This is a genomic window from Anaerococcus vaginalis ATCC 51170 (assembly GCF_000163295.1).
GTDB classification, from domain to species: Bacteria; Bacillota; Clostridia; order Tissierellales; family Peptoniphilaceae; genus Anaerococcus; species Anaerococcus vaginalis.
The window spans coordinates 1,377,010-1,400,449 of sequence record NZ_GG700527.1; the positions used below are offsets into that span (position 1 = coordinate 1,377,010).

Annotated in this window: 21 protein-coding genes, 2 pseudogenes and 1 riboswitch; of the genes and pseudogenes, 9 read left to right on the top strand and 14 right to left on the bottom strand. The window is 29.9% G+C overall.

The window, feature by feature from the left end:
* Nucleotides 1-237: 237 nt before the first annotated feature.
* The 9 genes from HMPREF0078_RS06465 to HMPREF0078_RS06505 form a co-directional block, all read right to left on the bottom strand.
* A complete protein-coding gene (locus HMPREF0078_RS06465) occupies nt 238-1,206 on the bottom strand; it encodes an alpha/beta hydrolase (RefSeq protein ID WP_232618469.1) in 969 nt (322 codons plus the stop codon).
* Nucleotides 1,207-2,139: 933 nt separating this feature from the next.
* A complete protein-coding gene (locus HMPREF0078_RS06470; RefSeq protein ID WP_004839339.1) occupies nt 2,140-2,661 on the bottom strand; it encodes a cysteine hydrolase family protein in 522 nt (173 codons plus the stop codon).
* Between the two features lie 98 nt (nt 2,662-2,759).
* The gene (locus HMPREF0078_RS06475) at nt 2,760-3,815 is read right to left on the bottom strand and encodes an enoyl-CoA hydratase/isomerase family protein (RefSeq protein WP_004839340.1); all 1,056 of its coding nucleotides are present in this window, start codon (nt 3,813-3,815) and stop codon (nt 2,760-2,762) included.
* Nucleotides 3,816-3,888: 73 nt separating this feature from the next.
* Nucleotides 3,889-4,704 (bottom strand): MurR/RpiR family transcriptional regulator, encoded by an 816-nt coding sequence (locus tag HMPREF0078_RS06480; RefSeq protein WP_004839341.1) that lies wholly within the window; start codon nt 4,702-4,704, stop codon nt 3,889-3,891.
* Nucleotides 4,705-4,713: 9 nt separating this feature from the next.
* Complete coding sequence (locus HMPREF0078_RS06485) at nt 4,714-5,613, bottom strand: ROK family protein (protein WP_004839342.1); 900 nt, start codon at nt 5,611-5,613, stop codon at nt 4,714-4,716.
* A 57-nt stretch (nt 5,614-5,670) separates the two neighbouring features.
* Nucleotides 5,671-6,120, bottom strand: coding sequence for a YhcH/YjgK/YiaL family protein (locus HMPREF0078_RS06490; protein ID WP_004839343.1), 450 nt, complete (start codon nt 6,118-6,120; stop codon nt 5,671-5,673).
* Nucleotides 6,121-6,135: 15 nt separating this feature from the next.
* Nucleotides 6,136-7,641 carry a sodium:solute symporter family protein gene (locus HMPREF0078_RS06495; protein ID WP_004839344.1) on the bottom strand — a complete coding sequence of 502 codons (1,506 nt, stop codon included), beginning with the start codon at nt 7,639-7,641 and terminating at the stop codon, nt 6,136-6,138.
* Between the two features lie 11 nt (nt 7,642-7,652).
* Nucleotides 7,653-8,573 (bottom strand): dihydrodipicolinate synthase family protein, encoded by a 921-nt coding sequence (locus HMPREF0078_RS06500; protein WP_004839345.1) that lies wholly within the window; start codon nt 8,571-8,573, stop codon nt 7,653-7,655.
* A 30-nt stretch (nt 8,574-8,603) separates the two neighbouring features.
* Nucleotides 8,604-9,308: an N-acetylmannosamine-6-phosphate 2-epimerase gene (locus tag HMPREF0078_RS06505; RefSeq protein WP_004839346.1), complete on the bottom strand. Its 705-nt coding sequence runs from the start codon at nt 9,306-9,308 to the stop codon at nt 8,604-8,606.
* A 565-nt stretch (nt 9,309-9,873) separates the two neighbouring features.
* On the opposite strand from HMPREF0078_RS06505, the pseudogene HMPREF0078_RS09025 reads away from it, so the two are divergent.
* From HMPREF0078_RS09025 to HMPREF0078_RS06550, 7 genes and pseudogenes are all read left to right on the top strand, one after another.
* Nucleotides 9,874-11,508, top strand: a pseudogene (locus HMPREF0078_RS09025) (recombinase family protein).
* 148 nt (nt 11,509-11,656) lie between these two features.
* A complete protein-coding gene (locus HMPREF0078_RS06525; protein ID WP_039920586.1) occupies nt 11,657-12,274 on the top strand; it encodes a class I SAM-dependent methyltransferase in 618 nt (205 codons plus the stop codon).
* A gap of 57 nt (nt 12,275-12,331) precedes the next feature.
* Entirely contained in the window at nt 12,332-12,838 is a 507-nt protein-coding gene (locus HMPREF0078_RS06530; RefSeq protein WP_004839351.1) for a hypothetical protein, read from the top strand.
* Nucleotides 12,839-12,953: 115 nt separating this feature from the next.
* On the top strand, nt 12,954-13,274 hold the full coding sequence (locus HMPREF0078_RS06535; protein ID WP_004839352.1) for a DUF3847 domain-containing protein: 321 nt from the start codon (nt 12,954-12,956) through the stop codon (nt 13,272-13,274).
* A gap of 239 nt (nt 13,275-13,513) precedes the next feature.
* Nucleotides 13,514-14,975, top strand: a pseudogene (gene mobQ / locus HMPREF0078_RS06540) (MobQ family relaxase).
* A gap of 67 nt (nt 14,976-15,042) precedes the next feature.
* Nucleotides 15,043-15,438: a bleomycin resistance protein gene (locus HMPREF0078_RS06545; RefSeq protein ID WP_232618470.1), complete on the top strand. Its 396-nt coding sequence runs from the start codon at nt 15,043-15,045 to the stop codon at nt 15,436-15,438.
* A gap of 120 nt (nt 15,439-15,558) precedes the next feature.
* Complete coding sequence (locus HMPREF0078_RS06550; RefSeq protein WP_004839356.1) at nt 15,559-15,723, top strand: transposon-encoded TnpW family protein; 165 nt, start codon at nt 15,559-15,561, stop codon at nt 15,721-15,723.
* A 179-nt stretch (nt 15,724-15,902) separates the two neighbouring features.
* Here the strand turns inward: HMPREF0078_RS06550 and HMPREF0078_RS06555 are convergent, their stop codons facing one another.
* The 3 genes from HMPREF0078_RS06555 to HMPREF0078_RS06565 form a co-directional block, all read right to left on the bottom strand.
* Nucleotides 15,903-17,237, bottom strand: coding sequence for a sodium-dependent transporter (locus tag HMPREF0078_RS06555; RefSeq protein ID WP_004839357.1), 1,335 nt, complete (start codon nt 17,235-17,237; stop codon nt 15,903-15,905).
* A gap of 199 nt (nt 17,238-17,436) precedes the next feature.
* Nucleotides 17,437-18,711, bottom strand: a complete 1,275-nt coding sequence (locus HMPREF0078_RS06560) for an amidohydrolase family protein (RefSeq protein WP_004839358.1) — start codon at nt 18,709-18,711, stop codon at nt 17,437-17,439.
* 8 nt (nt 18,712-18,719) lie between these two features.
* On the bottom strand, nt 18,720-20,141 hold the full coding sequence (locus HMPREF0078_RS06565) for an NCS2 family permease (RefSeq protein WP_004839359.1): 1,422 nt from the start codon (nt 20,139-20,141) through the stop codon (nt 18,720-18,722).
* A 58-nt stretch (nt 20,142-20,199) separates the two neighbouring features.
* Nucleotides 20,200-20,296, bottom strand: a riboswitch (purine riboswitch).
* A gap of 192 nt (nt 20,297-20,488) precedes the next feature.
* On the opposite strand from HMPREF0078_RS06565, the gene HMPREF0078_RS06570 reads away from it, so the two are divergent.
* Entirely contained in the window at nt 20,489-21,277 is a 789-nt protein-coding gene (locus HMPREF0078_RS06570; protein ID WP_039920587.1) for a hypothetical protein, read from the top strand.
* Between the two features lie 64 nt (nt 21,278-21,341).
* Here the strand turns inward: HMPREF0078_RS06570 and HMPREF0078_RS06575 are convergent, their stop codons facing one another.
* The gene (locus HMPREF0078_RS06575) at nt 21,342-22,643 is read right to left on the bottom strand and encodes a pyrimidine-nucleoside phosphorylase (protein ID WP_004839361.1); all 1,302 of its coding nucleotides are present in this window, start codon (nt 22,641-22,643) and stop codon (nt 21,342-21,344) included.
* A gap of 60 nt (nt 22,644-22,703) precedes the next feature.
* Nucleotides 22,704-22,928 carry a hypothetical protein gene (locus HMPREF0078_RS06580; protein WP_004839362.1) on the bottom strand — a complete coding sequence of 75 codons (225 nt, stop codon included), beginning with the start codon at nt 22,926-22,928 and terminating at the stop codon, nt 22,704-22,706.
* Nucleotides 22,929-23,020: 92 nt separating this feature from the next.
* On the opposite strand from HMPREF0078_RS06580, the gene HMPREF0078_RS06585 reads away from it, so the two are divergent.
* On the top strand, nt 23,021-23,425 hold the full coding sequence (locus tag HMPREF0078_RS06585; protein WP_004839363.1) for a hypothetical protein: 405 nt from the start codon (nt 23,021-23,023) through the stop codon (nt 23,423-23,425).
* Nucleotides 23,426-23,440 lie beyond the last annotated feature (15 nt).

Consider the following 23,440-nt stretch of genomic DNA (forward strand, 5'->3'; position numbering starts at 1 on the left):
GTTATATTTTTTAAAACTAAAAGTGAGAATTTCTTCATTTTTACACACTTCTAATCATAATTAATTATATAACTTTATAGTTTTTTAGTCAATCTTTTTTAGATATGTTATTTAAATAAATTATTAATATAAATTTAAAATTTTGATGATTTTATTTTTTATGAAAAATTATTATGAAAAATTTTTCAAACAAAAAAATTCTCTTAATTTTTTCAAATCAAGAGAATTTTTCAAAATTTATTTAGTAAATTGTTCCAAAACCCACATATAAGATTCTTCTGTAATTTTATTCCAATAATCCCAATCGTGGTCGAATTCTTTGCCGTCTTTTTTGAATTGTGTATTTATTTCAGATTTTTCTAAGTCTTTGTTGAATTTTTCTACATCTTCAATGTTTATTTTTGAATCGCCTTCGCTTGCTCTAATATAAAATTTAATATCTTTTGTATTTTCATTTATAAAATTTGAAGGAAATTTTTCTTTATAAACTTCATCAGACCACATTTGCTTTCCATCTGAAAACGCCATATAATTTCTCCTAATAAGGCTATCTTCATCAAGTTTGTCCCAAAGAGTTGGGGAAATCAAAAGAGCTTTTGAAAACAAATCTGGATTTCTTAGTGAGAGGCTTGCTGCCCCGTAGCCACCTACAGAAAATCCTCCGATTGCTCTTTTTGTTTTGTTTGCATCTGTTTTATATTTTCCATCAATTTCTTTTATAAGTTCCTCTTTTATAGCAGATTCCATTTTTTTATCATAGTCGCTATCTACAAAAAATGAAGAAAATCCATCAGCAAAGACAACAATCATTTTATTTTCTTTATCTTTCATAATTTTATCTAGCATATCTTTTGTATTTGATTTTTCAAGAATTGAAGAAGAATTTCCGCCAAAGCCGTGGAGCATATACAAAACTGGATATTTTTCATCGCTTTTTTCATCATAACCATTTGGCAAATAAACTTTGTATTTCCAATTTTGTTTTAAAATTTCAGAATTTATTGACCCATCAACAACTTTTCCTTGGTCTTTTTTGTCAACATCAGATTTTTTATTTTTTTCTTCGTTTGATTTATTTGAATTCTTATTAGAATATGCAATTGTAGGATCTGATGAAGGATTTTCCTTGCTATTTTCATTTTTACATCCCCCAAAAATCAATCCCAAAGAAAGAATTCCTACCATTATTTTCACTTTATTTTTCATCATTAATCTCCTCAAAATAATATTGGTTTTATTATACAATATGGAAAAAAATTCTTCAATCCACAAATTTTTTCACAAATAAATGCCATATTTTTTACAAGATTAATCTAATTTAAATAAATATTTAACTTTTTAATTTATAATTTCAAAAATAAAATCTCATTGTGATATAATAATTTTGCCTATTACTTAATAGGTGAAAGGTGGTGATTGGATTGATCACGTTCCTAATGGAAAATTTTATTTTTCCCTTGTTGGTTGGTTTGATTTTATTTTTTGTAAAAAAATATTATTCCAAAAACAAGTAAATAAAAAGACAGTAGTTCCGACCTACTGTCTTTTTTTGTGGTGATTGCACATTTATCACGTTCCATTCCTTGAAATTAATCAAGGGTTTTTTGACAAGAGTTTTCTTCTCTTATCTAAATTATAACACAAAAGCCTATTTTTTCAAGGCTAATGATTTTCATTTATTTGTTGTGATATAATAATTTTGCCTATTACTTAATAGGCGGAAGGCGGCGATAAGTTTGTTCGCCATAATATTGGAAAATTTTATTTTTCCCTTGTTGGTTGGTTTGATATTGTTTTTTGTAAAAAAATATTTTTCCAAAAACAAGTGAAAAAAAAAGACAGTAGTTCGCCCTACTGTCTTTTTTTGGCAGTTGCCATGTTTGTTCACCATAACACCTTGAATAAATCAAGGATTTGTAAGAGTTTTTCTCTTAATTAGATTATATAACAAAAGCCTATTTTTTCAAGATTTCAAAATATTTTTTTGGAAAATATGGGACTTGAATCCCTGACTTTTTCACTTTAAATCTTGTGCACTCCCACCTGAAGTAATTTCCAAGTAAGATTATTTTTGCACATTAAAACTTAGAAGTCGATTTTATAAGATTTTTAAAAATTATTTTTGGGGAGTTTGAATTTTTATTTCCCTTTAGAATCTATGATATTTACTTGGCAAGACTTCATTGCTTCTAGAGCTATTTTGTGATTTTTTTCGTTTGTTGCCTTGCACAAATCTTCTATTACTGTTACTTCTGTATTTAATAGGGCGTTTTTTATGAGTATGGCATTTGAAAGTACACAAATATCTGTACAAATTCCTACCATATAAATATTTTTGATTTTTTCTTTTTCATTTAATTTCTTTAAATATTCTACAAGTTCATAAGAACCAAATGATGGTTTGTCAATTATTTTGTGATTTTTTGTATCAATTCTTATTTGCCAACCTTTTGAATTTTTTATGCAATGTTTTACTGGCAAATGACTTCCTTCTAGGCTTTCTAAATAATTTTCATCGTGTGTATCTCTTGTGAAAATTACTTCTCCATCAAAATTTTCTACTAAATTTTCTATTGGTTTTACAATCTTATCATTGCCTTTGTTTCCTAGCGCTCCATCTACAAAATCATTTTGCAAATCAATTACTAATAATACGTCCATACTTTCTCCTTTTTGGTATTTTTATTAGTATATAACTTATATTTTTTTAAATCAACTTAGAAATTTTTAAAAAAATAAACCTAGGTTTTATCCTAAGTTTATCTTTCTTTATATAATTTTTCTATTCCTAGCAAGGATTTCATTTTTTCTACTGAAACTTGATCTAGTGATTTTTCTTTCCAATTTGGACTTTCTTTGTCTATTATTAATGACCTTATTCCTTCTTTCATTGTTCCTGTTTTTCTTGCGTATTTTAATATTTTTAGGTCAAGGTCAAAAACTTGGTCTTTGGTTAGGTTTTTGCAAATAAAATATTTTTCAAATTGTAAAAAAAGCATAAAAAGATTTCTTTCTTTTAAATTTTCCAATGTTTTTTTGGCAAAATCATCATCTTTATTTTCTTCTAGACTTTTTAAAATTTCTTCTATGCTTGAATGGGCAAAGTATTTTTCTAATTTTTCTTTATTTTTTGAAATTTTTGAATTAGTATCTAATACCTTATATTTTTGTGTTTGTTTTTTTAATTCTTCTATTAATTTTTCTCCATCATATTTTTTTGATAGGGAAAATAAAATATTTAAAACTTTATCGTAATTTTTTGATTTTATATAAATATCTGCCAAATCATATTTTATTAAATCAGATGATGATAAACTTTCGCCACAAAGACCTAGATATTGTCCAAGGGCTTGGGGAAGTTTTGAAATATGTTTGCAGACTCCAACGTCTGGCACAAAACCTAATCTTGTTTCTGGCATAGCCCAATTTACGCTTTCGTCTGCAATTATAAAATCTGAATTTACAGTAAGTCCTATTCCTCCGCCCATAACTATTCCAAAATAGTGGCTTATAATTGGTTTTTTGTAATCTTTTACGTACTTATCTAAAACAAATTCTTCTTCATAAAATTCGTCTTTGTTTTTGCATTTATCATTTAAAAGGTAATCGTAATAAATTGATTTTAAATCTCCGCCTGCACAAAATCCTTTTTGGCAAAGCGAATCAAATAAAATCGCCTTTATTTTTTTGTCATCTTCCCATTTTTTCAAAATCTTTTCTATATCTTTTACCATTTCCATATTCAAGGAATTGATTATTTCTGGTCTATCAAGGTAAATAATACCTACATTTTCTATAATTTTTTCTCTTATCATTTTAATCTCCTATATTTAGGATATTTTCAAAATGAAAAATGTCAAGAAATTTACGCGTTAAATATTTTACAAATTATTTAGTTCCTAAGGCTTTTAATGTGTCCCCATGAAGTTTTTCTTTGATATTTTTATCTTCTTTTACAAAATATGAATATAAAATATCAACCATAATAGAAATTGGAAATTGTGGGCTTATTGCATTTCCATAGTTTAAATGTTGTAATGATGGAACAAGGATTACTTCATCGCAATAATCTTGGTACAAATCTCTAACTTGTGAAGTTATAAGAACTGTTTTTGCATTTTTGTTGTGTGCTTGTGATAAAAAAAGCAAAACTTCACTTGTATTTCCGCTTATACTAAGTCCAAAAATTAGAGAATTTTCATCGTGAAAAGCTCCTCTCATTTTCATTTGATCAGAATCTGTTATGGAATCTATATTTACTCCAATTCTCATAAATCTAAGTTCCATTTCGTTTGCTGCAAGTCCTGATGAGCCTTTTCCGCAAGCTACAACTCTGTGAGCCTTGCTTATATATTTTATTACTTTTTTGATTTGACTTTCATCGATTAAGCTGTAGGTTTTGTTCAATAATTCTTGGTAAGTATTTAAAACTTGGCTTACATTTCCATTTATATCTTCATTTTTTTCTACAAAATCTTCCCCATATTGGTAAACAAATTCTCTGTATCCCCTAAATCCACATTTTTGTGCAAATCTTGAAAGGGAGGCTTGAGATACAAATAATTTTTCTGCTATGGTTTTGCTGGAAAAATCTTCTCTTTTGTTATTGTGAATGAAAAAATCTGCTATATTTTTTTCAACTTCTGTAAAATTATCGTAATTTGATTCTATTATTTCTACAACGGATTTATTATAATAGTCCAAAATATTCTCCTATTTTTCTTCTTCCAAATCTCTAAAATTATAATAAGCTCCCAAGATTCCTGCTTGGTTTTGGTGTTTTGCAAATTTTAAGGTCATATTGTCGAAAAACCTTTTTTCCAAATATAGGGAAATTTTTTCTTCAATTCTTTTTTTCAAATATTTTTCTTGTGCCATAATCCCTCCGCCTAGTACGACTGTATCAGGATTTAACATATAAGATAAATTTGCAATTCCAAGTCCCAAAACATCACACATTTCATCAATTGCCTTTATGCAAATTTCATCGCCTTTTTTTGCATTTTCAAAAACTTTTTTTCCATTCCAAAAAGAAATATCTTCATTTTTTTCTTTAGCAACTTTTTCAACCAAAGTTTTTGCTGAGCCCAGATTTTCAAATTTATCATTTCTAATATTAATATATCCAACTTCAAAAGCTGAACCATTTGCCCCGTGGATTATTTTCCCATCAATTATTCCACATCCACCAATTCCTGTTCCAATTGTAAGAGTAAGACAAACTGAGCTGTCCTTTGATGCTCCAGATTTATATTCTGCATATCCTGCACAATTCACATCATTTTCAACCTGACAAGGAAGATCAAATTTTTCTTTGATTGCCTTTTTAAAATTTATTCCAATATAATTTGGTATTAAGTCTGATGCGTGATAAATTGAGCCGTTTTTTGTATCAACTACGCCTGCTGTTGAAATACAAACTCCCATTATTTGGTCATTTTGATTTTTCTTTACAAAATTTTCTACGATTTTTATAACTTCATTTAGGATATGGTCTCCGCCTTTTTGGGCATTTGTTTCGATTTCATAATTTTCTAAAATATTTGCCTTATCATCAATTAGTCCATATTTTATAGCTGTTCCGCCAATATCTATGCTTATATATTTTTTCATAATATCTCCTTTTAAAAAATAAGAGGCAAATGCTCATCACACTGCCTCTATTATATCCTATAATTTGATTTTAAAAATTGCTTTTTTAATTTTTTGTGGATTTTTAACTTTTATGGCTGTCATATGACCATCATTAGGATAACAAATTAGAAAATCTCCCTCAGTTAAAATTACTGATGAATTTTTTTCGCCTTCCATTGCTTGATAATCATCTTCTTTTTTATAAGAACCCAAGTCCATATTATCGATAAAATTTAAATCAATTTGTTCACTTCCATCAAGCATAAGATGAAGATCGAGATAATCTTTATGAGCTTCCCAAAATCTATTTTCAGGAGTAGTTGTTTCATATTCTACGATATTTACAAAAAGTTCTTCTCCTTTTATAGGATGAGTCCCTTTTTCCATTTTTTTCATATCATTATTTTTATAAAAATCAAAACATTCTTTAATTTTTTCGCTTAGATATGAAAATTCATCTAATTTTTTTATATTTCCAAATATCATTTCAAACTCCAAATCTTAATTATAAATTGTTGTATTTTTTGGTAGTGTAGTTTCATTTCCCTTAACTTTATTGTAAATTGCTGATGCAACAAGTCCTACTACCAAAGATACTACTATTGATATAATTGAATATGACCAGAAAGAAATTTTTGCTGGATCTACGAAGTATTTTATATAAATCATAACTCCACTTGCTGCAATAAAGGCAAGTGTTGCTCCAAATTTATTTGCAGTTTTTGTAAATGCTCCAAGGATAAATGTTCCTACAAGTATTCCCAAAACAAGTCCCATAAATCCATTAAACCATTCGTAAGCTGATTTTATATCTCCGTTTGCCAAAATCATTGAAACGATTATTGCAAAGATTCCTACTATTAATGAAACTCTTTGACCGATTTTTGTTTGTTTTTCTAAACTTAAATCTTTATTTAAGCTTGCTTGAATATCCAAAGCCCAGCTTGATGCAACTGAGTTTAATCCTGTTGAAAGTGTTGATTGGCTTGCTGCATAAATTGCTGCAAGTAAAATTCCTGTAAATCCTACTGGTAGCTCAAAAGCAATCCATGATGCAAAAATTTGATCTTGTTGTGCTGCTGGTGGCAATGGATTTGCTTGAACTTTATAAAATACGTAAAGTCCTGTTCCTATTAAATAAAATACTGTTGCTATAAAAATTGATAGACAACCATTTGTTATCATCATTTTGTTTAATTTTTTTGTATCAGTTGTTGTTGTAAATCTTTGTACAATATCTTGACTTGAAACATAAGAGCCTATTGTGTTTAAGCCTGCTCCAAATATTAGTAAAAATATTGAATCCTTAAATATATTTGCATCAAATATTGGTTCGTTTACTGCTAAAAATTTGTGATTTGTGAAAAGCTCGTTTGCAACTGCTCCAAATCCACCATTAATATTTGCCATCAAGTAAAATAGTCCAAAAGTTACTCCAATAAGTAAAACTGATCCTTGGATAAAATCTGTCCACAAAACTGATTTTAATCCACCAGTATATGAATAAATTATTGCTATAACTCCCATGATTATAATCAAAATATTTACATTTATTCCCATAAGTTTTGATAAAACCATACATGGAAGATACATTATAATTGACATACGACCAACTTGGTAAATTATAAACATAATAGCACCAAGAATTCTTAAACCTTTACTATCAAATCTTAATTCAAGATAATGATAAGCTGTGTCTATATCAAGTTTACTATAAATTGGTAAGAAAAATTTTATAGTAAAAGGAATTGCTACAAGCATTCCAAGTTGTGCAAACCACATAATCCAAGTTCCTGCATAAGAATTTCCTGCAAGAGAAAGAAAGGAAATCGGACTTAAAAGTGTTGCAAAAATAGAAACTGATGTTACCCACCAAGGCACTGTTCCATCGCCTTTAAAATATTCTTTGCCCTTCATTTCTTTTTTAGAAAAATGAAGACCTGCAAACAATACTGCTGCCAAATATACAATTAATATTGCTAAATCAATTTTTGTAAATCCCTGCATTTTATTTCTCCTTAGCCTAAATATTTATTTTTTGCATCATTTATCATTTTAGCTGCTTCATTTACAATTTCCATATCAGAATCAACCAAATTTTCTAATGGTTTTCTAACCCCACCAAGATCTAAGTTTTCATTTATTTTTAAAATAGCCTTGATTACTGCATATAAATTTGCACGAGCTTCGCACATTTTATAAATTATTGCATCAACATCATATTGAATTTCGCAAGCCTTTTCTAAATCTTTATTTTTTAGACATTCATCCATTTTCAAAATTAATTCTGGCATTACACCGTAAGTTCCACCGATTGCTCCCTCAGCTCCAATAAGTCTTCCAGAAATAAATTGTTCATCTGGACCGTTGAAAATTATGTAATCATCTCCAGCAGCTTGTTTAAACATTTGAATATCTTGAACTGGCATTGAAGAATTTTTAACACCAATTACATTAGGATTTTTTCTCATCTCAGCAAATAATGAACCTGTCAAAGCAACTCCAGCAAGTTGTGGAATATTGTAGATTACAAAATCAGTATTTGGTGCAGCAGAAGAAATATCATTCCAATAAGATGCAATAGAATATTCTGGAAGTCTAAAATAAATTGGAGGAATAGCTGCAATAGCATCAACGCCCAAACTTTCAGCGTGAGCTGCAAGTTCCATAGAATCTTTTGTATTGTTGCAAGCCACGTGAGCTATAACAGTAAGTTTTCCCTTAGCTTCTTTCATTACATTTTCAAGAACAATTTTTTTATCTTCAACACTTTGGTAGATACATTCCCCGGAAGAACCATTTACATAAACACCCTTCACACCTTTTTCTATGTGATATTTTGTAAGCTCTCTTACTTTTTCTGGACTAATTTCTCCATTTTCATCGTAGCAAGCATAAAATGCTGGAATAACTCCCTTATATTTGTCTAAATTTCTCATAATTTTTCCCTTCCTTTATATTTTTATTTTTTATTTTTCTAATTCATTAATTTTTTCAGCAAAATTTTTAGTTATAACTTGTGGTCTAGTAATAATTGAACCAACAACTACGCTGTAAGCACCAAGCTCAAGAACTCTCTTGGCTTTTTCAGGTGTATTAATATTTCCCTCAGCAATAACTTTGTTATTTACATTTTTTAAAATATCTCTAAGAATTTTGAAATCATTTTCTTCGATTTTATCATTTTTAGATTGGTCAGTATATCCAACCAAAGTTGTTCCGATAAAATCAAATCCAAGTTTGTCAGCATTTATAGCCTCATCAACAGTAGAACAATCAGCCATAAATAATTGATTAGGATATTTTTTCTTAACTTCCTTAAAAAATTCATCAATTCCAATTCCACCAGGTCTTAAATCTTTAGTAGCATCCATAGCAATTATTTCTGCCTTAGATGAAATCAAATCATCAACTTCTTTCATAGTTGGTGTAATATAAACTTTAGAATTTTCATAATCTTTTTTTACAATACCAATAACTGGCAAATCAACTTCATTTTTTATTTCTTTAATATCTTCACTAGTATTAGCTCTGATACCCTTTGCTCCACCTTGCTTAGCAGCTTTTGCCATTCTTCCCATAATAAAAGATGAATGTAAAGGCTCATCTGGCAAGGCTTGACATGACACTATTAATTTCCCTTTAATAGAACTTATTTCCTCTATATCAGCCATATCTACCTCCTTGATGGTTACAGTATATTACATCGTAAATATAATTTCAATATTTTAATTTATTTTGAAATAACTTTCACAAAATAAATCCACAAAATTCGTTTTCCCGTTTTCCAATATATGATTTTTGAATTTTACGAAATTAATTTCAGTAAAATTAATATTTTTAAAACCATTTGCTAAAAGCTGATTAAAAATTAACGCTGGTTTAAAATATTTTTTAGATAAAAAATAAAAATTTAATATGATTTTACAAACTAATTTTTCGCAATAAAAAAACGCGATAAAATAAGTATCTCGTCAGATTGTTGACAAACTAAAAAAAATTACTCATTTCGACCAGATAAACAATCGTTGATTTCGGTTGTTTATCCCGATTTATCGTGTGCAACGAGCGGAGAAATCTCATGGGATCTCTCCATGCGTTCGTTTCACTCACACTAAAACACGTTTGTTTTACAAACTTTTTCGTGTTATCACACTAGTTTTATGGATGATTGTGCCAAAAGGATTAGCCTTATAAGGACAGAGAAAATAATAAAAACTTGGAAAGGAGGTAATTCTCATGTCAAATACGAAAAGAACAGGACAAACAGCCCTTTATGAGCGTTTAAGTCGAGATGATGAGCTTCAAGGAGAAAGTAACTATATCATCAATCAAAAGCAACTACTTGAAAGCTATGCCAAAAGAAACGGCTTTGCAAATATCTATCACTATACTGATGACGGAGTAAGCGGAACAACCTTTGATAGACAGGGATTTCAAAAAATGATAAAAGCAGTAGAAGAAAACAAAGTATCTACTGTGATAGTAAAAGATATGAGTAGGTTTGGCAGAGATTACCTCAAAGTAGGCTTTTACACCGAAATACTGTTCAAAGAAAAGGGAGTAAGATTTATCGCCATCAACAACGGAATAGACAGTGAGAAACAAGCAGAAAGCGACTTTACCCCATTTCTAAACATCATGAACGAATGGTATGCAAGAGATACCTCAAGGAAAATACAATCTATCTTCAGAGCAAGAATGGAAGAGGGCAAAAGAGTATCGCCAAGCGTTCCATACGGCTATTTTAGAAACCCAAAGAACAAGCAGGAACTACTTGTCGACAAAGAGAGTTCAAAGGTCGTAAAACGCATTTACAGGCTTGTAATAGAAGGATATGGAGTAACACAGATAGCAGATATACTAACTAAAGATAAAGTCCTTATACCGTCAGCCTATGCAGAAATACATTATCCCGAAAATAACCACAGTTCCAAGAAAAGAGGAATAGAAGACCCATATTTTTGGACACCGACCACAGTAGGATATATCTTAGAAAAGCAAGAATATATGGGACATACTGTATTGGGAAAGACAATTAGTGTAGACTACAAAACCAAGAAAGGCAAAAGCAGATGAACTTATTATCTTCAAAAATACCCATGAAGCTATCATTGATGAAGAAACATGGAGTAACGCACAAAGATTAAGAAAAACAGTAAGAAGAAGTCCAAAGTATGGAACAACATCACACCCATTTACAGGACTTTTAATCTGTTCAGATTGTGGAGGAAAGTTAAGTTACAGAGAGCCGGCAGAACATAAAGAAAAGAAATATGATTGTGATTATTGTTTCGTATGCCAACATTACAGACACAGAAAAGGCTCTTGCAGTATGCACTACATCAAAGTAAAAACAGTGAATGAAATTCTCTTAAAATTAATCAAAGAAATCACAGACTTTGCAAAAGAAGAAAAGCAAGAATTTCTAAAAGTGATGAACAAATTATCCGATGAAAAAAGAGAAGAAAAGTATCAAGGAGATAATGAGAAGTTAGAAAAACTGTCATCAAGAAATGCAGAATTAACAACCCTCATAACAAAGCTATACGAAGACCACGCACTTGGAAAAATTCCTGTAAAACACTTTGATAGATTATTTAATACCTATGATACCGAGCAACAAGACTTAGAAAAGCAAATACAGTATTTTGAAAATGAAATAGAAAGCTATCATCAGAGAAAATTGATACCGATAAATTCCTAAAAATGATAGAGAAATATATAGATATTGAGGAACTGACAGTACAAATGATAAATGAGTATATAGAAAAAGTTGTAGTCCATGAAGCCACAGGGGGAAGAAAAGGCAAAGACAGAAAACAACAAGTTGATGTGTATTTTAACTTTATAGGTAACTGTCAAGTACTATGAAAAGCGGGCATAGAAAAATGACTTAAAAATGGTAAAATATCATTAGTTAATTTAGACTAACTTGCAATTAGCTTTCATCTTTAAGGAATAATGTGAAATGCTAAAAGCGGAGAGAGTTTAAAATTTGTTGTTGGGAGGAGTTTTGCTGATGAGTGATAAGAGTAACAAAAAATTTTGGGATAAATTCGCCAAGTTGTATGCTCCTTTTATGAAGAAGGATAAAGGTGTTTATGATAAAGTTTGCGGATACATAACCCCCTATTTGAGTAAGGATATGAATGTACTTGAACTTGCTTGTGGTTCAGGTCAATTATCCTTTAACCTTTCAAAATATACGAAAAGTTGGATTGCAACTGATTTTTCTAAACAAATGATTTTTGAAGCAAGAAAACATGGAGAATACGAGAACCTTGTCTTTGAAATAGCTGATGCTACTTCATTGATTTATACAGATGAGAAATTTGATTGTGTAGTAATAGCTAATGCACTTCATATTATGCCTAAACCGGATGAGGCGATGAAAGAAATATATAGGGTGTTAAAACCTAATGGGACTTTATTCGCCCCCACTTTTCTATGGAAAGAGGGAAAACAAAGAAAAATTATAAAAAGGTTGATGTCTATTTTAGGATTTAAGATGTATCAAGAATGGGATAAAAAGGAATTTGAAGAATTTACCCATGAATATGGATTTTCAGTAGCTGAAATGAAATTGGTAAATGGAGGTCTTGCACCAGTTGGTGTAATGATTGCATATAAAAAGTAATATTAAATTATTATTTACAAAGTAATATGAATTTAAAAGCAAAAGGGAGATGATTTTATGGATTTAATACAGGCAATTCTTGTCGGAATTGCTATAGCAGCTATTTTTAACGGTGCAGTGGCTTCTTTGGTACTTATTAATCCAAGATTCTTTTTGGATTCTTATCCAAAGGCTATCCAAAAAACAGCTCCGAAACAAATGACAAAGCAAGAGAAAAAGATAAACATGACACTTACTATCATTATTGTGGGAGTTTGTTTTATTTATTCAACAATAAGTATTTTACATTCAGGAGTCGTTGGCTTTTGGAATATATTTTGGATGGGATACATTCAGTGGAGTATATTAAATATAGGAGATTTTTTGTTATTGGATTGTCTCTTATTTCAAGGAAAATATAAAGAAAAGATAGTTATTCCGGGAACAGAGGGACACAAAGATTATGAGTTTAATAATTGGATGAAACATTTGGCAATTCGAGAACATTTTTTATTAGTTCCATTTTTTTTTGTACCAATTATAGCTACAATTCAAGCTTTGTTTGTTGGCTTTTTAGGAAGATAAATTTAGAGTTGCATAAACAATTTAATAATTTGATAAGAGATACCATAAGAACAGTAAATCAAATCGGTTTACTGTTTTTTCTTTGCTCAAAATTTGAAAGAGAGGGAAACAGAAAATGAAAAACATAGATGAAAAAATTTTAATGGCAGAAGAAGAAATCAAGCAGTTACAAAACAAAAGAAAAAAGCTAATCAGTAAACAGAAACAGGAAGAACGCAAAAAGAGAGATAGACGCCTTTATGAAAAAGGAGGAGTATTTGAAAGTATCTTTAACGAAAGCAAGGATTTTACCAAAGATGAATTTTATCAGCTCATCACATTCCAAAATATCAAAGAAATAATCAATCAAAAAATCTTAAAAATCATAGAGAAACGAGGACAAAGCGAAAATAAAAATACAGAAACACAAGAAGAAGTAACGGAAACAGAGGAATAGTCCCTTGTTTACAAAGGCGCACATATACACCTTAACAGGTGTGTGCGTTCTCCGAAGGCTCTTAGCAGAGGGCATATCAGCTAACGCTGATACAGGGGAGTTACACTCCCCTACGGAAATAAATTTCCTACCCCTTGTGTACTTCCAAAAAGAAAACCGATAAAAGCTATCCGATTTTTTTAGGAAGTCTTTATCATCGCCACCGTACCCACATCAAAAAAGAGAGGAGGTTTTTTCCTATAGCGATATATCATCTTTGTATAAAGATTATCTCAAGAGGCAAAGGCAAAAGTGCAGTGGCAGCTTCCGCCTATCGAAGTGGCGAAAAGATAAAAAATGAGTATGACGGAATAGTCCACGACTTTACAAGAAAAGGCGGAATAGCATATACAGAAATTCTACTACCACAAAATGCACCGCAGGAATTTGTAAATCGTTCTGTCTTATGGAACAGTGTCGAGAAAATAGAAAAAAGTAAAAATTCACAGCTTGCAAGAGAAATAGAAATCGCCTTACCCAAAGAATTAAATCGAGAAAAACAGATAAATCTTGTACGAGAATATGTAAAAGAAAATTTTGTGAAAGTTGGTATGTGTGCCGACATTGCATTGCACAATAAAAATGAGGGAAACCCTCATTGTCATATCTTACTTACCATGAGACCACTAAACGAAGATACAACATGGGGAGCAAAATCAAAAAAAGGAATATATCCTTGATGAAAACGGAGAAAAAGTAAAACTTAAAAATGGCAATTTCAAAACAAGAAAAATAGATACAGTCGATTGGAACAAGCAAGACAAGGCAGAGCATTGGCGAAAAGCATGGGCAGACATTACAAATAAATATCTTGAAGAAAACAGCATATATGATAAAGTTGACCATCGTTCTTATCAAAGACAAGGCATAGAACAAATACCGACTATTCATTTAGGCGTATCGGCAAGTCAAATGGAGAAAAAAGGCATAACCATCGACAGAGGAAATATAAACCGAGAAATCAAACATCAAAACAAGATACTAAAAGAAATATCAAGACGAATTAAAGCATTGTTAAATTGGATAAGGGGAATTGGAAAAGAAGAAAAAGAAGAAAATCAAAATACAAAGTCCACCCTTCCACCCAAAGAAAATTTGCAATCAATCTTTGAAAATCTTATCCGTAAAAATGCAGATAACAATAATGCAGACTTAGAGAAATACATTGAAAGTTATCAGTTTCTAAAAGAGAAAAACATCACTTCCTTATCTGAACTCAAAGAAAATATAGTTACTTTAAGAGATAAGAATTACAAAATCACAAGAGCCTTGAAAGATACTGAAAAGAGAATTGATGATAACACCAAACTTATAGACCAAGCAGAAAAATATTTGAAGTACAAGGACATCTACAAAGCCTATGCAAAGTTAAAGAAAATAAAACAGGAAGATTTTTATAATGAGCATACAGCAGAGCTTATTTTATTTGAAAGTGCAAAGAAACATCTCAAAGAGCATTTAGGGGAAAGTAAGACCTTAAATATATCCAAATGGAAATCGGAACTTACCACTTTGAAGAAAGATAAAAAGATCCTATATAGTCAAATATTAGAAATAAGAGAAGAAGTAGAACAGGCTGAAAAAGTTAAGACCTGTATAGAGCAGTTACAGGAACAAGAAAAGCAACTATCACAGGTAAAGAGGAACGGGTTAGACCTATAAAACTAAGTGAAAAAATGGTATAATGCTATAAATATTGAGCAAAACAAATTTGAAGTTGTAAGGGGAAATGAAGATGGATTTTAATAAGATGATTCCAGAGTTTTCAGTTTTTGATATTAATAAAACAAAAAGATTCTATAGTAGATTAGGATTCAAAGTAGAATACGAACGCAATGATGAAAAATTTGTTTTCATGTCTTTTCAAGATAGTCAGTTTATGTTTGAACAAATTCATGATGATGGGTGGAACACGGGCGAATTAAGTTATCCCTTGGGAAGGGGTATAAATTTTTCAATAGCAGTTGAAGATGTTGAAGAACTTTATAAATTAGTGAAAACTCTAAATTTTGAAATATATAGAGAACTAACAAGAAATAAATATCAAGTTAATGGTACAGAAGAAACACAAATTGAGTTCTTAATACAAGATCCCAATGGATATTTATTAAGATTTACAAACTGATAACTCACAGTTTGTCTAACCTAAACAACTAAACATAGGCTATAACATAGCAGTTCACAGAACAGTAAGTCAAAAAAAGATTTACTGTTTTTTCTTTGTCAAAATCGGAAAGGAGGACTTATGGAAGACGAAAAAAGAAAAATAAAAACACCACCTAATAAACAGTTAACAATGGATATTGGAAAGACAAAATATACTGTAAACCTACATTTCAAGCAAGGTACAGGAGAAACATACAAAGATAAAATACTAAGGCTAATCAAGAGAGAAACAGAGAAGATATAAATTTGTCAAAGAAATTTTGTTTATGTCCTTGACAAATCTTCCCAAATCAAGGCACAATCATCTATTCGAGATGAGTTTTAGCATAATTTTATTTTTGAATTATTAATGAACTATTAAACTGACTTTGTCTGCGCTCTAACTAGATAAAATAAGTATCTCGTTTACTTTTATATGATTTATCAGCCTATTCCTCCCAGAATTGCTCCTGCTATCAAGGCTATTAGTGCTGCTCCTACGTATATATATTTTGAAAGTAGAAAATAAAAATTTCCGACTGGTTTTTTTGCTCCTTGGTTTACTGCTTTTAGGGCAAATTCTTTTCCTCCCACCCACAAAAACATTATTCCAGCAAGTCCTGCTCCCAATGGGCAAACATAAATCGAAATCACATCCATCCACTCTCCTACAATTTTTTGAATCAATATTGCAATTATGCAACCAAAAATATGAATTATAAGGGTTGATTTTTCTCTAGAAAAATTAAATTTTTCTTGCAAATAGGCTACTGATGATTCGTATAGGTTTATAATTGAGCTAATTCCTGCAAATAAAACGCAAAGGTAAAAAATTATTCCCAAATATCTTCCAGCTGGCATAGAATTTAAAACATTTACTAAGTATATAAACATAAGTCCTGGCCCGCCTGTATCTAGCGGTGTATTTGTTGTTGCCATGGCTGGAATTATTACAAAAGATGCCATAAGTGATGCTATTGTATCAAAAATCGCCACATTTTTTGCGGATGCAATGAGATCTTCTTTTTTTGATAAATATGAGCCATAAATTATTGTTCCAGATCCTGCTACTGATAGTGAAAAAAATGCTTGGCCAAAGGCATATATCCAAACTTTTGGATTTTTTATTAAATCTTTGTTGATGGTAAAAATATATTCGTAGCCTTTTGATGAGCCTTTCATTGTTGAAATATAAATTGCAAGAAATACAAATAAAATAAAAAGTGTTGGCATCATTATTTTATTTGATTTTTCTATTCCTTTTGAAACACCCAAAATCATAATAAAAAAACTTACAACTATGGCTATTACTATCCAAAGATTTGCCCCGCTTGCTGTTTTTGAAAAAGTTTCGCCAATTAGGTCCATATTATTTCCCATAGCTTTCAAATCTCCAGAAAAAGCCATAAAAGTGTATTTAAAAATCCAAGCCATTACGCAAGTATAGCCAATAGCAAGGGCAAGCGAACCTACAACTGGAATTATTCCAAGTCTTTCTCCAATTTTTTTATTCTTGTATCTTAATTCGGTGCATTTACTAAAAGCTCTAACAGTTCCAGATTCCGTAAATCTTCCCAAAGCCATCTCACTTATAACTCCTGTTGATGCAATTAAAATTACAAATATAAAATATGGAATCAAAAAAGTCATCCCATCATATTGAGAAACAAGAATTGGAAATCTCCAAATATTTCCCATACCAACAGCCGAACCTATACAAGCTAAAATAAAGCCCCACTTACTTTGAAATCCATCTCTTTTTAAATTCTTTTCTTTCATAATTTACTCCTAGTATTATTATAACAGAAAATAATAATTTTTATTTTATTTTAATAAATATTAAAAAAGTAGGCAAGTAAGTTTTATAACTTTGTAAAAAAGATTAAAATAAATCCATAAAAATCCTTCCGATTTTAAAATTTATAAATAGTTTTTATCAACAAAAAAACTCCGCCTGCTTTAAAACAGGCGAAGTTTTTTAAAATATTTTATTTCCTCTTACAAATTTTGAAACTACATCTTCATCTTTTGACAAATATACTATTCTTTCAAGTCTTTGTTTTAAGTTGAATTTATCTTCTTCTAATAATTTTTCATCATCTATTACTATAGCATCAAATTCGTAGCCTTTTTCAAATGAACCGACTTTTCCAAAAAATTCTCCTCCGCCTAAAGTTGCCATATAAAATGCTTCTTCAAGGCTTAATGGTTTTATTTTTTCGTCAACTAATCTATATCTTAATTTTGAAACTTTTATGGCATCTGCCATGGCTTTAAAAATTGATGCGTGAGTTCCTCCTGCAACATCTGAACCAAGTCCAATTTTTTGTCCTTCTCTTAGATATTTTCCTGCTGGAGCAATTCCTGATGTTAAATTTGTATTTGAATCTGGGCAATGTGCAATGAAAACTTCATTTTCTTTTATCAAATCTTGTTCATCATCATTTGAATATACACAATGAGCCATTACCGTTTTGTTATTTTTGCCAAATAAATCAAAAATATTGTAAGCATCTCCATAAAATTTAGCCTTTGGAATTAATTCTTTTACCCATTCTATCTCTCCCAAATTTTCTGATAAGTGGGATTGGATAGGAAGATTGTACTCATCTTTTATTTTTCTTAATTTTTCAAGCAATTCATCAGTACATGATGGGATAAATCTTGGTGTTAAAATTGGATAGGTGTTTTTGTATTTTCCTTTGATAGATTCAAGCCAATCAAGTGTGGCCTTTTCTGATTCATCTGCATCTTTTTCTTCAAGGTCTACTCCACCATTTCTATCCATATTAACTTTTCCAACAAATGAAACCATTTTTGATTCTTCCATCAAATCCATCAAAATTTGTGTAGATTTTACATGAAGACTTGCAAAAATTACATGTCTTGTATTTGGTCCATATTTTAAATAATCTACAAATCTTTGGTAAGATCTTTTGGCATAATCTTCGTCTTTAAATTTTGCCTCGCTTGGAAAAGTGTAAGTGTTTAACCAATCCAAAAGTTCCAAATCCATGCCCATACCCCTAAAATTATATTGAGGGGCGTGGATATGAAGATCTGTAAGACCTGGGCAAATTATTTTTTCTCCAAAATCTATTACTTCTATGTCTTTATATTTTTCATCTAATTTTTCGAAAACTCCCATTGATTTTCCATCTTGGCAAATTAAATAAGAATTTTCAAAACAATTTATTTCGTTTTGATTTTTGCTATAAATTATATTTCCCTTTAGGGCATAAGTTTTTGTCATTTTCTCACCTACCCTAAGGTTATAAAGGCATACCTAAATACAAAGGTAAGGGCAATTATTAGTGTTAGTGGTTTTATTTGATCTTTTTGTCCTGTAAAGAATTTTGCTATACAATATGTGATTAAGCCAAGTGCTATACCATTTGCTATTGAATATGTAAATGGCATGAAAACTATTGTACAAAATGCTGGGAGTGCATTTGTTATGTCGTTAAAATCTATGTCTTTTACTCCACCAAGCATCAAAATTCCTACGAAAATTAAGGCTGGTGCTGTAGCTTGTGCTGGGATTATTGAAATAATTGGCACAAATATTATTGATAGTAAAAATAAAATTGCTGTTGTAAGACTTGTAAGTCCTGTTCTTCCACCTTCTGCAATACCTGCTGATGATTCTACAACTGTAGTTACTGTACTTGTTCCAACTAAAGCTCCTGCTGCAGTAGAAATCGCATCACTCATTAGAGCTTTTTTCAAATTAATAACTTCTCCTTTTTCATCAACAAGACCAGATTGTTTTGCTGCTGCAAGCAAAGTTCCAAGTGAGTCAAACATATTTACAAGTGAAAAGCTTAGAACAAGCATAGTTACTGTAAAAATTGATGTCCACATATTTTCTCCCGCAAAAAGTCCTGCGAAATCTAAATTAAAAAATGAAACTTCAAAAAAGTCATTAACTTGTGAACTTAAATTTAAACTTAATTTTGAAATGTGAGTTAGTCCCATTGGAATACCTAAAAGAGTTGAAGCTAAAATAGAAATCAAAATTGCTCCCTTAACTTTTTTGTAAGATAAAATTGCTATCAAACAAAGTCCAATAAGTGAAAGGACTGCACCCATAACAAGTTCTACATTTGCATCAGGACCTCTCCATTTTGCAAAATCTACAAGAGAAACCAAAGTTGCCTCGTTACCTACAACAAGACCTGCATTTTTCAAACCAATTATAGTTATAAACAAACCAATTCCAGGTGTCATAGCAAGTTTTATAGAATCGGGAATTGCACGAATAATTGCCTCCCTAATTCCAAGAGCTGTGATTACAATAAATAATATTCCTGAGATAAAAACAATTACAAGAGCTTGGGCATAAGAATATCCCATACCAAGCATAGTAGTATAAGCAAAAAATGCACTTAGGCCCATGCCCGGAGCTTGAGCAAAAGGAAGTTTTGCATAAAAAGCAACTAAAATTGTACCAATAAAGGCACCAAGACAAGTTCCTATAAATACACCGTTTGAAATTTTTTGAGCCATTTGGCTATCACCCATAATTTCAAAAGGCGAAGACAAAACTTGAGGGTTAATTATCAACACATATGCGATAGTGATAAAAGTAGTGATTCCAGCGATAATTTCAGTTTTTACATTAGTATTATTTTCATTAAGATGAAAAAACCTATTTAGAAAACCATTTGTTTTTGAGTCCATAAGGATCCTCCTTCATAATTTTTTTCTAATTTAATAGTTATAGTTATTTTAAGATTAACTATTAATCTTTAAAAGCCATAGCCACTTATTTACGGTAAGTCGTAGAAACTCTCAACCAATTATGAGATTATATCGCTTTTAGTCAAAACTTATCATTTATCGACAATTAAGATAACGTTTTCTGTATTATACTACATACAATATTTCTTTGTCAATAGCTTATTAGCGAAATAAAGTTATTTTTTATAAGATTTTTTCAAAATTTTGTGATTTTCAAAAAATAAAAATTAAAAATTCAAATTATTTTAAAAATGGGTAAATATCTATTGAGATTTTTAGGAGGACTTATGAACAAGAAATTAAAAAATAAAAATTATCTAATCGGATTAATAATGTTCATTTTGACATTGATTTTTTCTTATATGTCTTATGTTGGAGTATTTTTTTTACACAAATATAAAGATATTTTAGAAATGTATGAAAATCCACTTGTACCCAACTTTTTTACTTTTTATATTTGGATTTTCATTTATATTTTTTCTCTTTTATTTTTGCTTTTGCCATTTATAAAAAAGCTTTCAATGACAAATGAAGAAATCTATTACGAAAAATTAGTGCCACTATTTATTTTTTGGAATATGGCAAATGGAATTTATGTAGTAATGGTAAACAATAATTATCTTATGCCAGCCCTTATAGGATTTATGGCCTATGCTTTGATTTTGATTAATCTTGTAAAAACTATTGATCAAAATAAGGATTTTTCTAAAAAATACAAATATCTTATTACTCTTCCTACAGGAATTCACGCAGGATGGATTATTTTTTCGGTTTTTACAAATATAATGATGGTTCTTTTCGAAAATAGAAAAGATTCATATTCAACTTTTGCAATAATTATAAGCCTAATTTTATTAATTCTTGCAAGCGCTATGGTTTTATTTGTCTTTAAAGAAAACAAAAATCCAGGACTTATTATTGGATTTTTATTTTCCTTAATCGGAATAATAGCAAGACAAAGACCATCATCAAGTTTTCAAAATTCTAATTATATTGTATTTATAGGAGCGATTGTTTTATTTATAATAACAAGCCTTGTCGCAATTTATATTTTTAAATTCATAAAAGAAAAGTAAAATTTAAAAATCCTAGCTTTTTTGCTAGGATTTTTTTTTTAATTTTATTATTTTAACTTCAAAACTATTCCAAAATTTCTTCTACAACTGGAATTGGATTTGTTTTTTCATTTGAGTAGGAAAATGTATTGTAAAAACTTTCTATCCATTCATCTGTTAGTTTTTCGTCGTGATAAACTGTTGCGAGAATATCGTCTTTTTTGATTTTATCGCCTTTTTTTACTTTCATTTCAAGTCCTACTGCATAATTTATATTATCTTCTTTCTTTTCACGTCCTCCTCCAAGTTTCATTGATAAAATTCCAAGATTCATGGAATGAATGTTATCAATGTAACCTTCTTTTTGGGATTTCATTTGAGTTTTAAATTTTGCTTGAGGCAAAAGGTCTGGATCTTCTATTTGTTTTACATTTCCGCCTTGGTATTCAACCATTTTCTTTAACTGTTCAAAGGCCTTGCCAGAATTTATTGCATCTTCAAGCATAGCTCTTGCTTCATTTTTATTTTTGGCAATTTTCCCTTGAACAAGCATAATCTCTCCAGCTGTTAAAACCAATTCTGTAAAATCTTTTGGCCCATTTCCTTTAACAGTTTCAATTGCCTCTTTTACTTCAAGAGCATTGCCGATTGTATTTCCCAAAGGTTGATTCATATCAGTAATCATTGCTTTGGTGTTTTTGCCAAGTTTTTTACCTATATTTATCATTGCATTAGCTAATTTTTTGGCATCTTCAATTGTGTGCATAAAAGCACCTTCTCCATATTTCACGTCAAGTAAAATTGTGTCAGAGCCAGATGCAAGTTTTTTACTCATTATAGATGATGCAATAAGCGGAATTGAATCTACAGTTGCTGTAACATCTCTTAGAGCATACAATTTTTTATCAGCAGGAACCAATTCTCCCGTTTGACCTATAATTGCAAAGCCAATTTCATTAACCTGTTTTTTAAAATCTTCTTCTTTTAAAAAAACATTAAAACCTTCTATTGATTCCAATTTATCAAGTGTTCCACCAGTATGACCCAAGCCACGTCCGCTCATCTTTGCAAGTTTTAAGCCACACGCAGAAATTATTGGGCCAAGAGCAAGAGAAGTTTTATCTCCAACCCCACCGGTTGAATGTTTATCAGCCTTTATTCCATTAATATCGGACAAATCAATTACATCGCCACTATTCATCATACATTCTGCAAGCTTTGCAGTTTCATGATCTGTCATGCCATTTAAAACAATAGCCATAAGAAGAGCAGAAGTTTGATAATCAGGAATTGATTCATCCGTTACACCATCAATCCAAAATTTAATTTCCTCATCTGTTAATTCTTTTTTATTTTTCTTTTTTTCAATTATATCTACAAATCTCATCTTATCCTCCTAATTATATATAAATACCCATTTTTCAAATTTTTGAAAAATTTATATAAATTAAGCGTTTTCTTTATCAATTAATTTTTCAATATTCTTATTAAGCCTATCAAGTTGTTTAATCATAAGCCAATTTTGTGCAAATAAGGCATTGATTCCACCACTAGCAAACATAGTAGAATTATTAAAAATAAGGTCTAAATCCTCTTTCTTAATTTCTTCTAATTCATAATAATCAACAATTTGTTCAAACGCTTTCTCATTTTTCCTATCAAAAATCGCCATATTTCCCTCCAATCTATATAATGATTTTACCCAATATAAAAAATATATATAAATTTCTTTTTATTATGATATTATTTATATAGGAGGATTTTATGATTAAAAAATTAATTAAGAATTTTAAACCTAATCTTTTTAGGGTTTTTATTTTACTAATTTTATTTTTGGCTATGGGCGGAGTATTTTTGGCAACAAATATGAGTGGAGGACTTCTTTTAATTGGAGATTTGCTTTTTATTTTTGTTACCTTGCTTTTTTCAGATCATTTTGACTTGTATAAGTCCAAAAAATATAAAAATCAGTTTTTAATAACCGTAGTATTTACAATTATTTTAATATTAATTCTGTCTATGGTTTTAGTTTCTTTGGATATGGATGTCAATGATTTTAAAGGATTTAAATCTATTTCTTTTAATTTATATATGCTAACAGGAGCTTATATTTTATCTTTACTTTACAAGGAAATCAGATATTTTTTGGATAAAAGAGCAAAAAAATAAGAGCTTTTGCTCTTC

What these genes read in the sequence shown, in the direction of transcription:
- HMPREF0078_RS06560 (WP_004839358.1), bottom strand. Translation starts at nt 18,711, where the DNA reads ATGACAAAAACTTATGCCCTAAAGGGAAATATAATTTATAGCAAAAAT.
- HMPREF0078_RS06505 (WP_004839346.1), bottom strand. Translation starts at nt 9,308, where the DNA reads ATGGCTGATATAGAGGAAATAAGTTCTATTAAAGGGAAATTAATAGTG.
- HMPREF0078_RS06585 (WP_004839363.1), top strand. Translation starts at nt 23,021, where the DNA reads ATGATTAAAAAATTAATTAAGAATTTTAAACCTAATCTTTTTAGGGTT.
- HMPREF0078_RS06550 (WP_004839356.1), top strand. Translation starts at nt 15,559, where the DNA reads ATGGAAGACGAAAAAAGAAAAATAAAAACACCACCTAATAAACAGTTA.
- HMPREF0078_RS06525 (WP_039920586.1), top strand. Translation starts at nt 11,657, where the DNA reads ATGAGTGATAAGAGTAACAAAAAATTTTGGGATAAATTCGCCAAGTTG.
- HMPREF0078_RS06490 (WP_004839343.1), bottom strand. Translation starts at nt 6,120, where the DNA reads ATGATATTTGGAAATATAAAAAAATTAGATGAATTTTCATATCTAAGC.
- HMPREF0078_RS06530 (WP_004839351.1), top strand. Translation starts at nt 12,332, where the DNA reads ATGGATTTAATACAGGCAATTCTTGTCGGAATTGCTATAGCAGCTATT.
- HMPREF0078_RS06495 (WP_004839344.1), bottom strand. Translation starts at nt 7,641, where the DNA reads ATGCAGGGATTTACAAAAATTGATTTAGCAATATTAATTGTATATTTG.
- HMPREF0078_RS06555 (WP_004839357.1), bottom strand. Translation starts at nt 17,237, where the DNA reads ATGAAAGAAAAGAATTTAAAAAGAGATGGATTTCAAAGTAAGTGGGGC.
- HMPREF0078_RS06575 (WP_004839361.1), bottom strand. Translation starts at nt 22,643, where the DNA reads ATGAGATTTGTAGATATAATTGAAAAAAAGAAAAATAAAAAAGAATTA.
- HMPREF0078_RS06545 (WP_232618470.1), top strand. Translation starts at nt 15,043, where the DNA reads ATGAAGATGGATTTTAATAAGATGATTCCAGAGTTTTCAGTTTTTGAT.
- HMPREF0078_RS06475 (WP_004839340.1), bottom strand. Translation starts at nt 3,815, where the DNA reads ATGATAAGAGAAAAAATTATAGAAAATGTAGGTATTATTTACCTTGAT.
- HMPREF0078_RS06485 (WP_004839342.1), bottom strand. Translation starts at nt 5,613, where the DNA reads ATGAAAAAATATATAAGCATAGATATTGGCGGAACAGCTATAAAATAT.
- HMPREF0078_RS06570 (WP_039920587.1), top strand. Translation starts at nt 20,489, where the DNA reads ATGAACAAGAAATTAAAAAATAAAAATTATCTAATCGGATTAATAATG.
- HMPREF0078_RS06465 (WP_232618469.1), bottom strand. Translation starts at nt 1,206, where the DNA reads ATGAAAAATAAAGTGAAAATAATGGTAGGAATTCTTTCTTTGGGATTG.
- HMPREF0078_RS06565 (WP_004839359.1), bottom strand. Translation starts at nt 20,141, where the DNA reads ATGGACTCAAAAACAAATGGTTTTCTAAATAGGTTTTTTCATCTTAAT.
- HMPREF0078_RS06535 (WP_004839352.1), top strand. Translation starts at nt 12,954, where the DNA reads ATGAAAAACATAGATGAAAAAATTTTAATGGCAGAAGAAGAAATCAAG.
- HMPREF0078_RS06580 (WP_004839362.1), bottom strand. Translation starts at nt 22,928, where the DNA reads ATGGCGATTTTTGATAGGAAAAATGAGAAAGCGTTTGAACAAATTGTT.
- HMPREF0078_RS06470 (WP_004839339.1), bottom strand. Translation starts at nt 2,661, where the DNA reads ATGGACGTATTATTAGTAATTGATTTGCAAAATGATTTTGTAGATGGA.
- HMPREF0078_RS06500 (WP_004839345.1), bottom strand. Translation starts at nt 8,573, where the DNA reads ATGAGAAATTTAGACAAATATAAGGGAGTTATTCCAGCATTTTATGCT.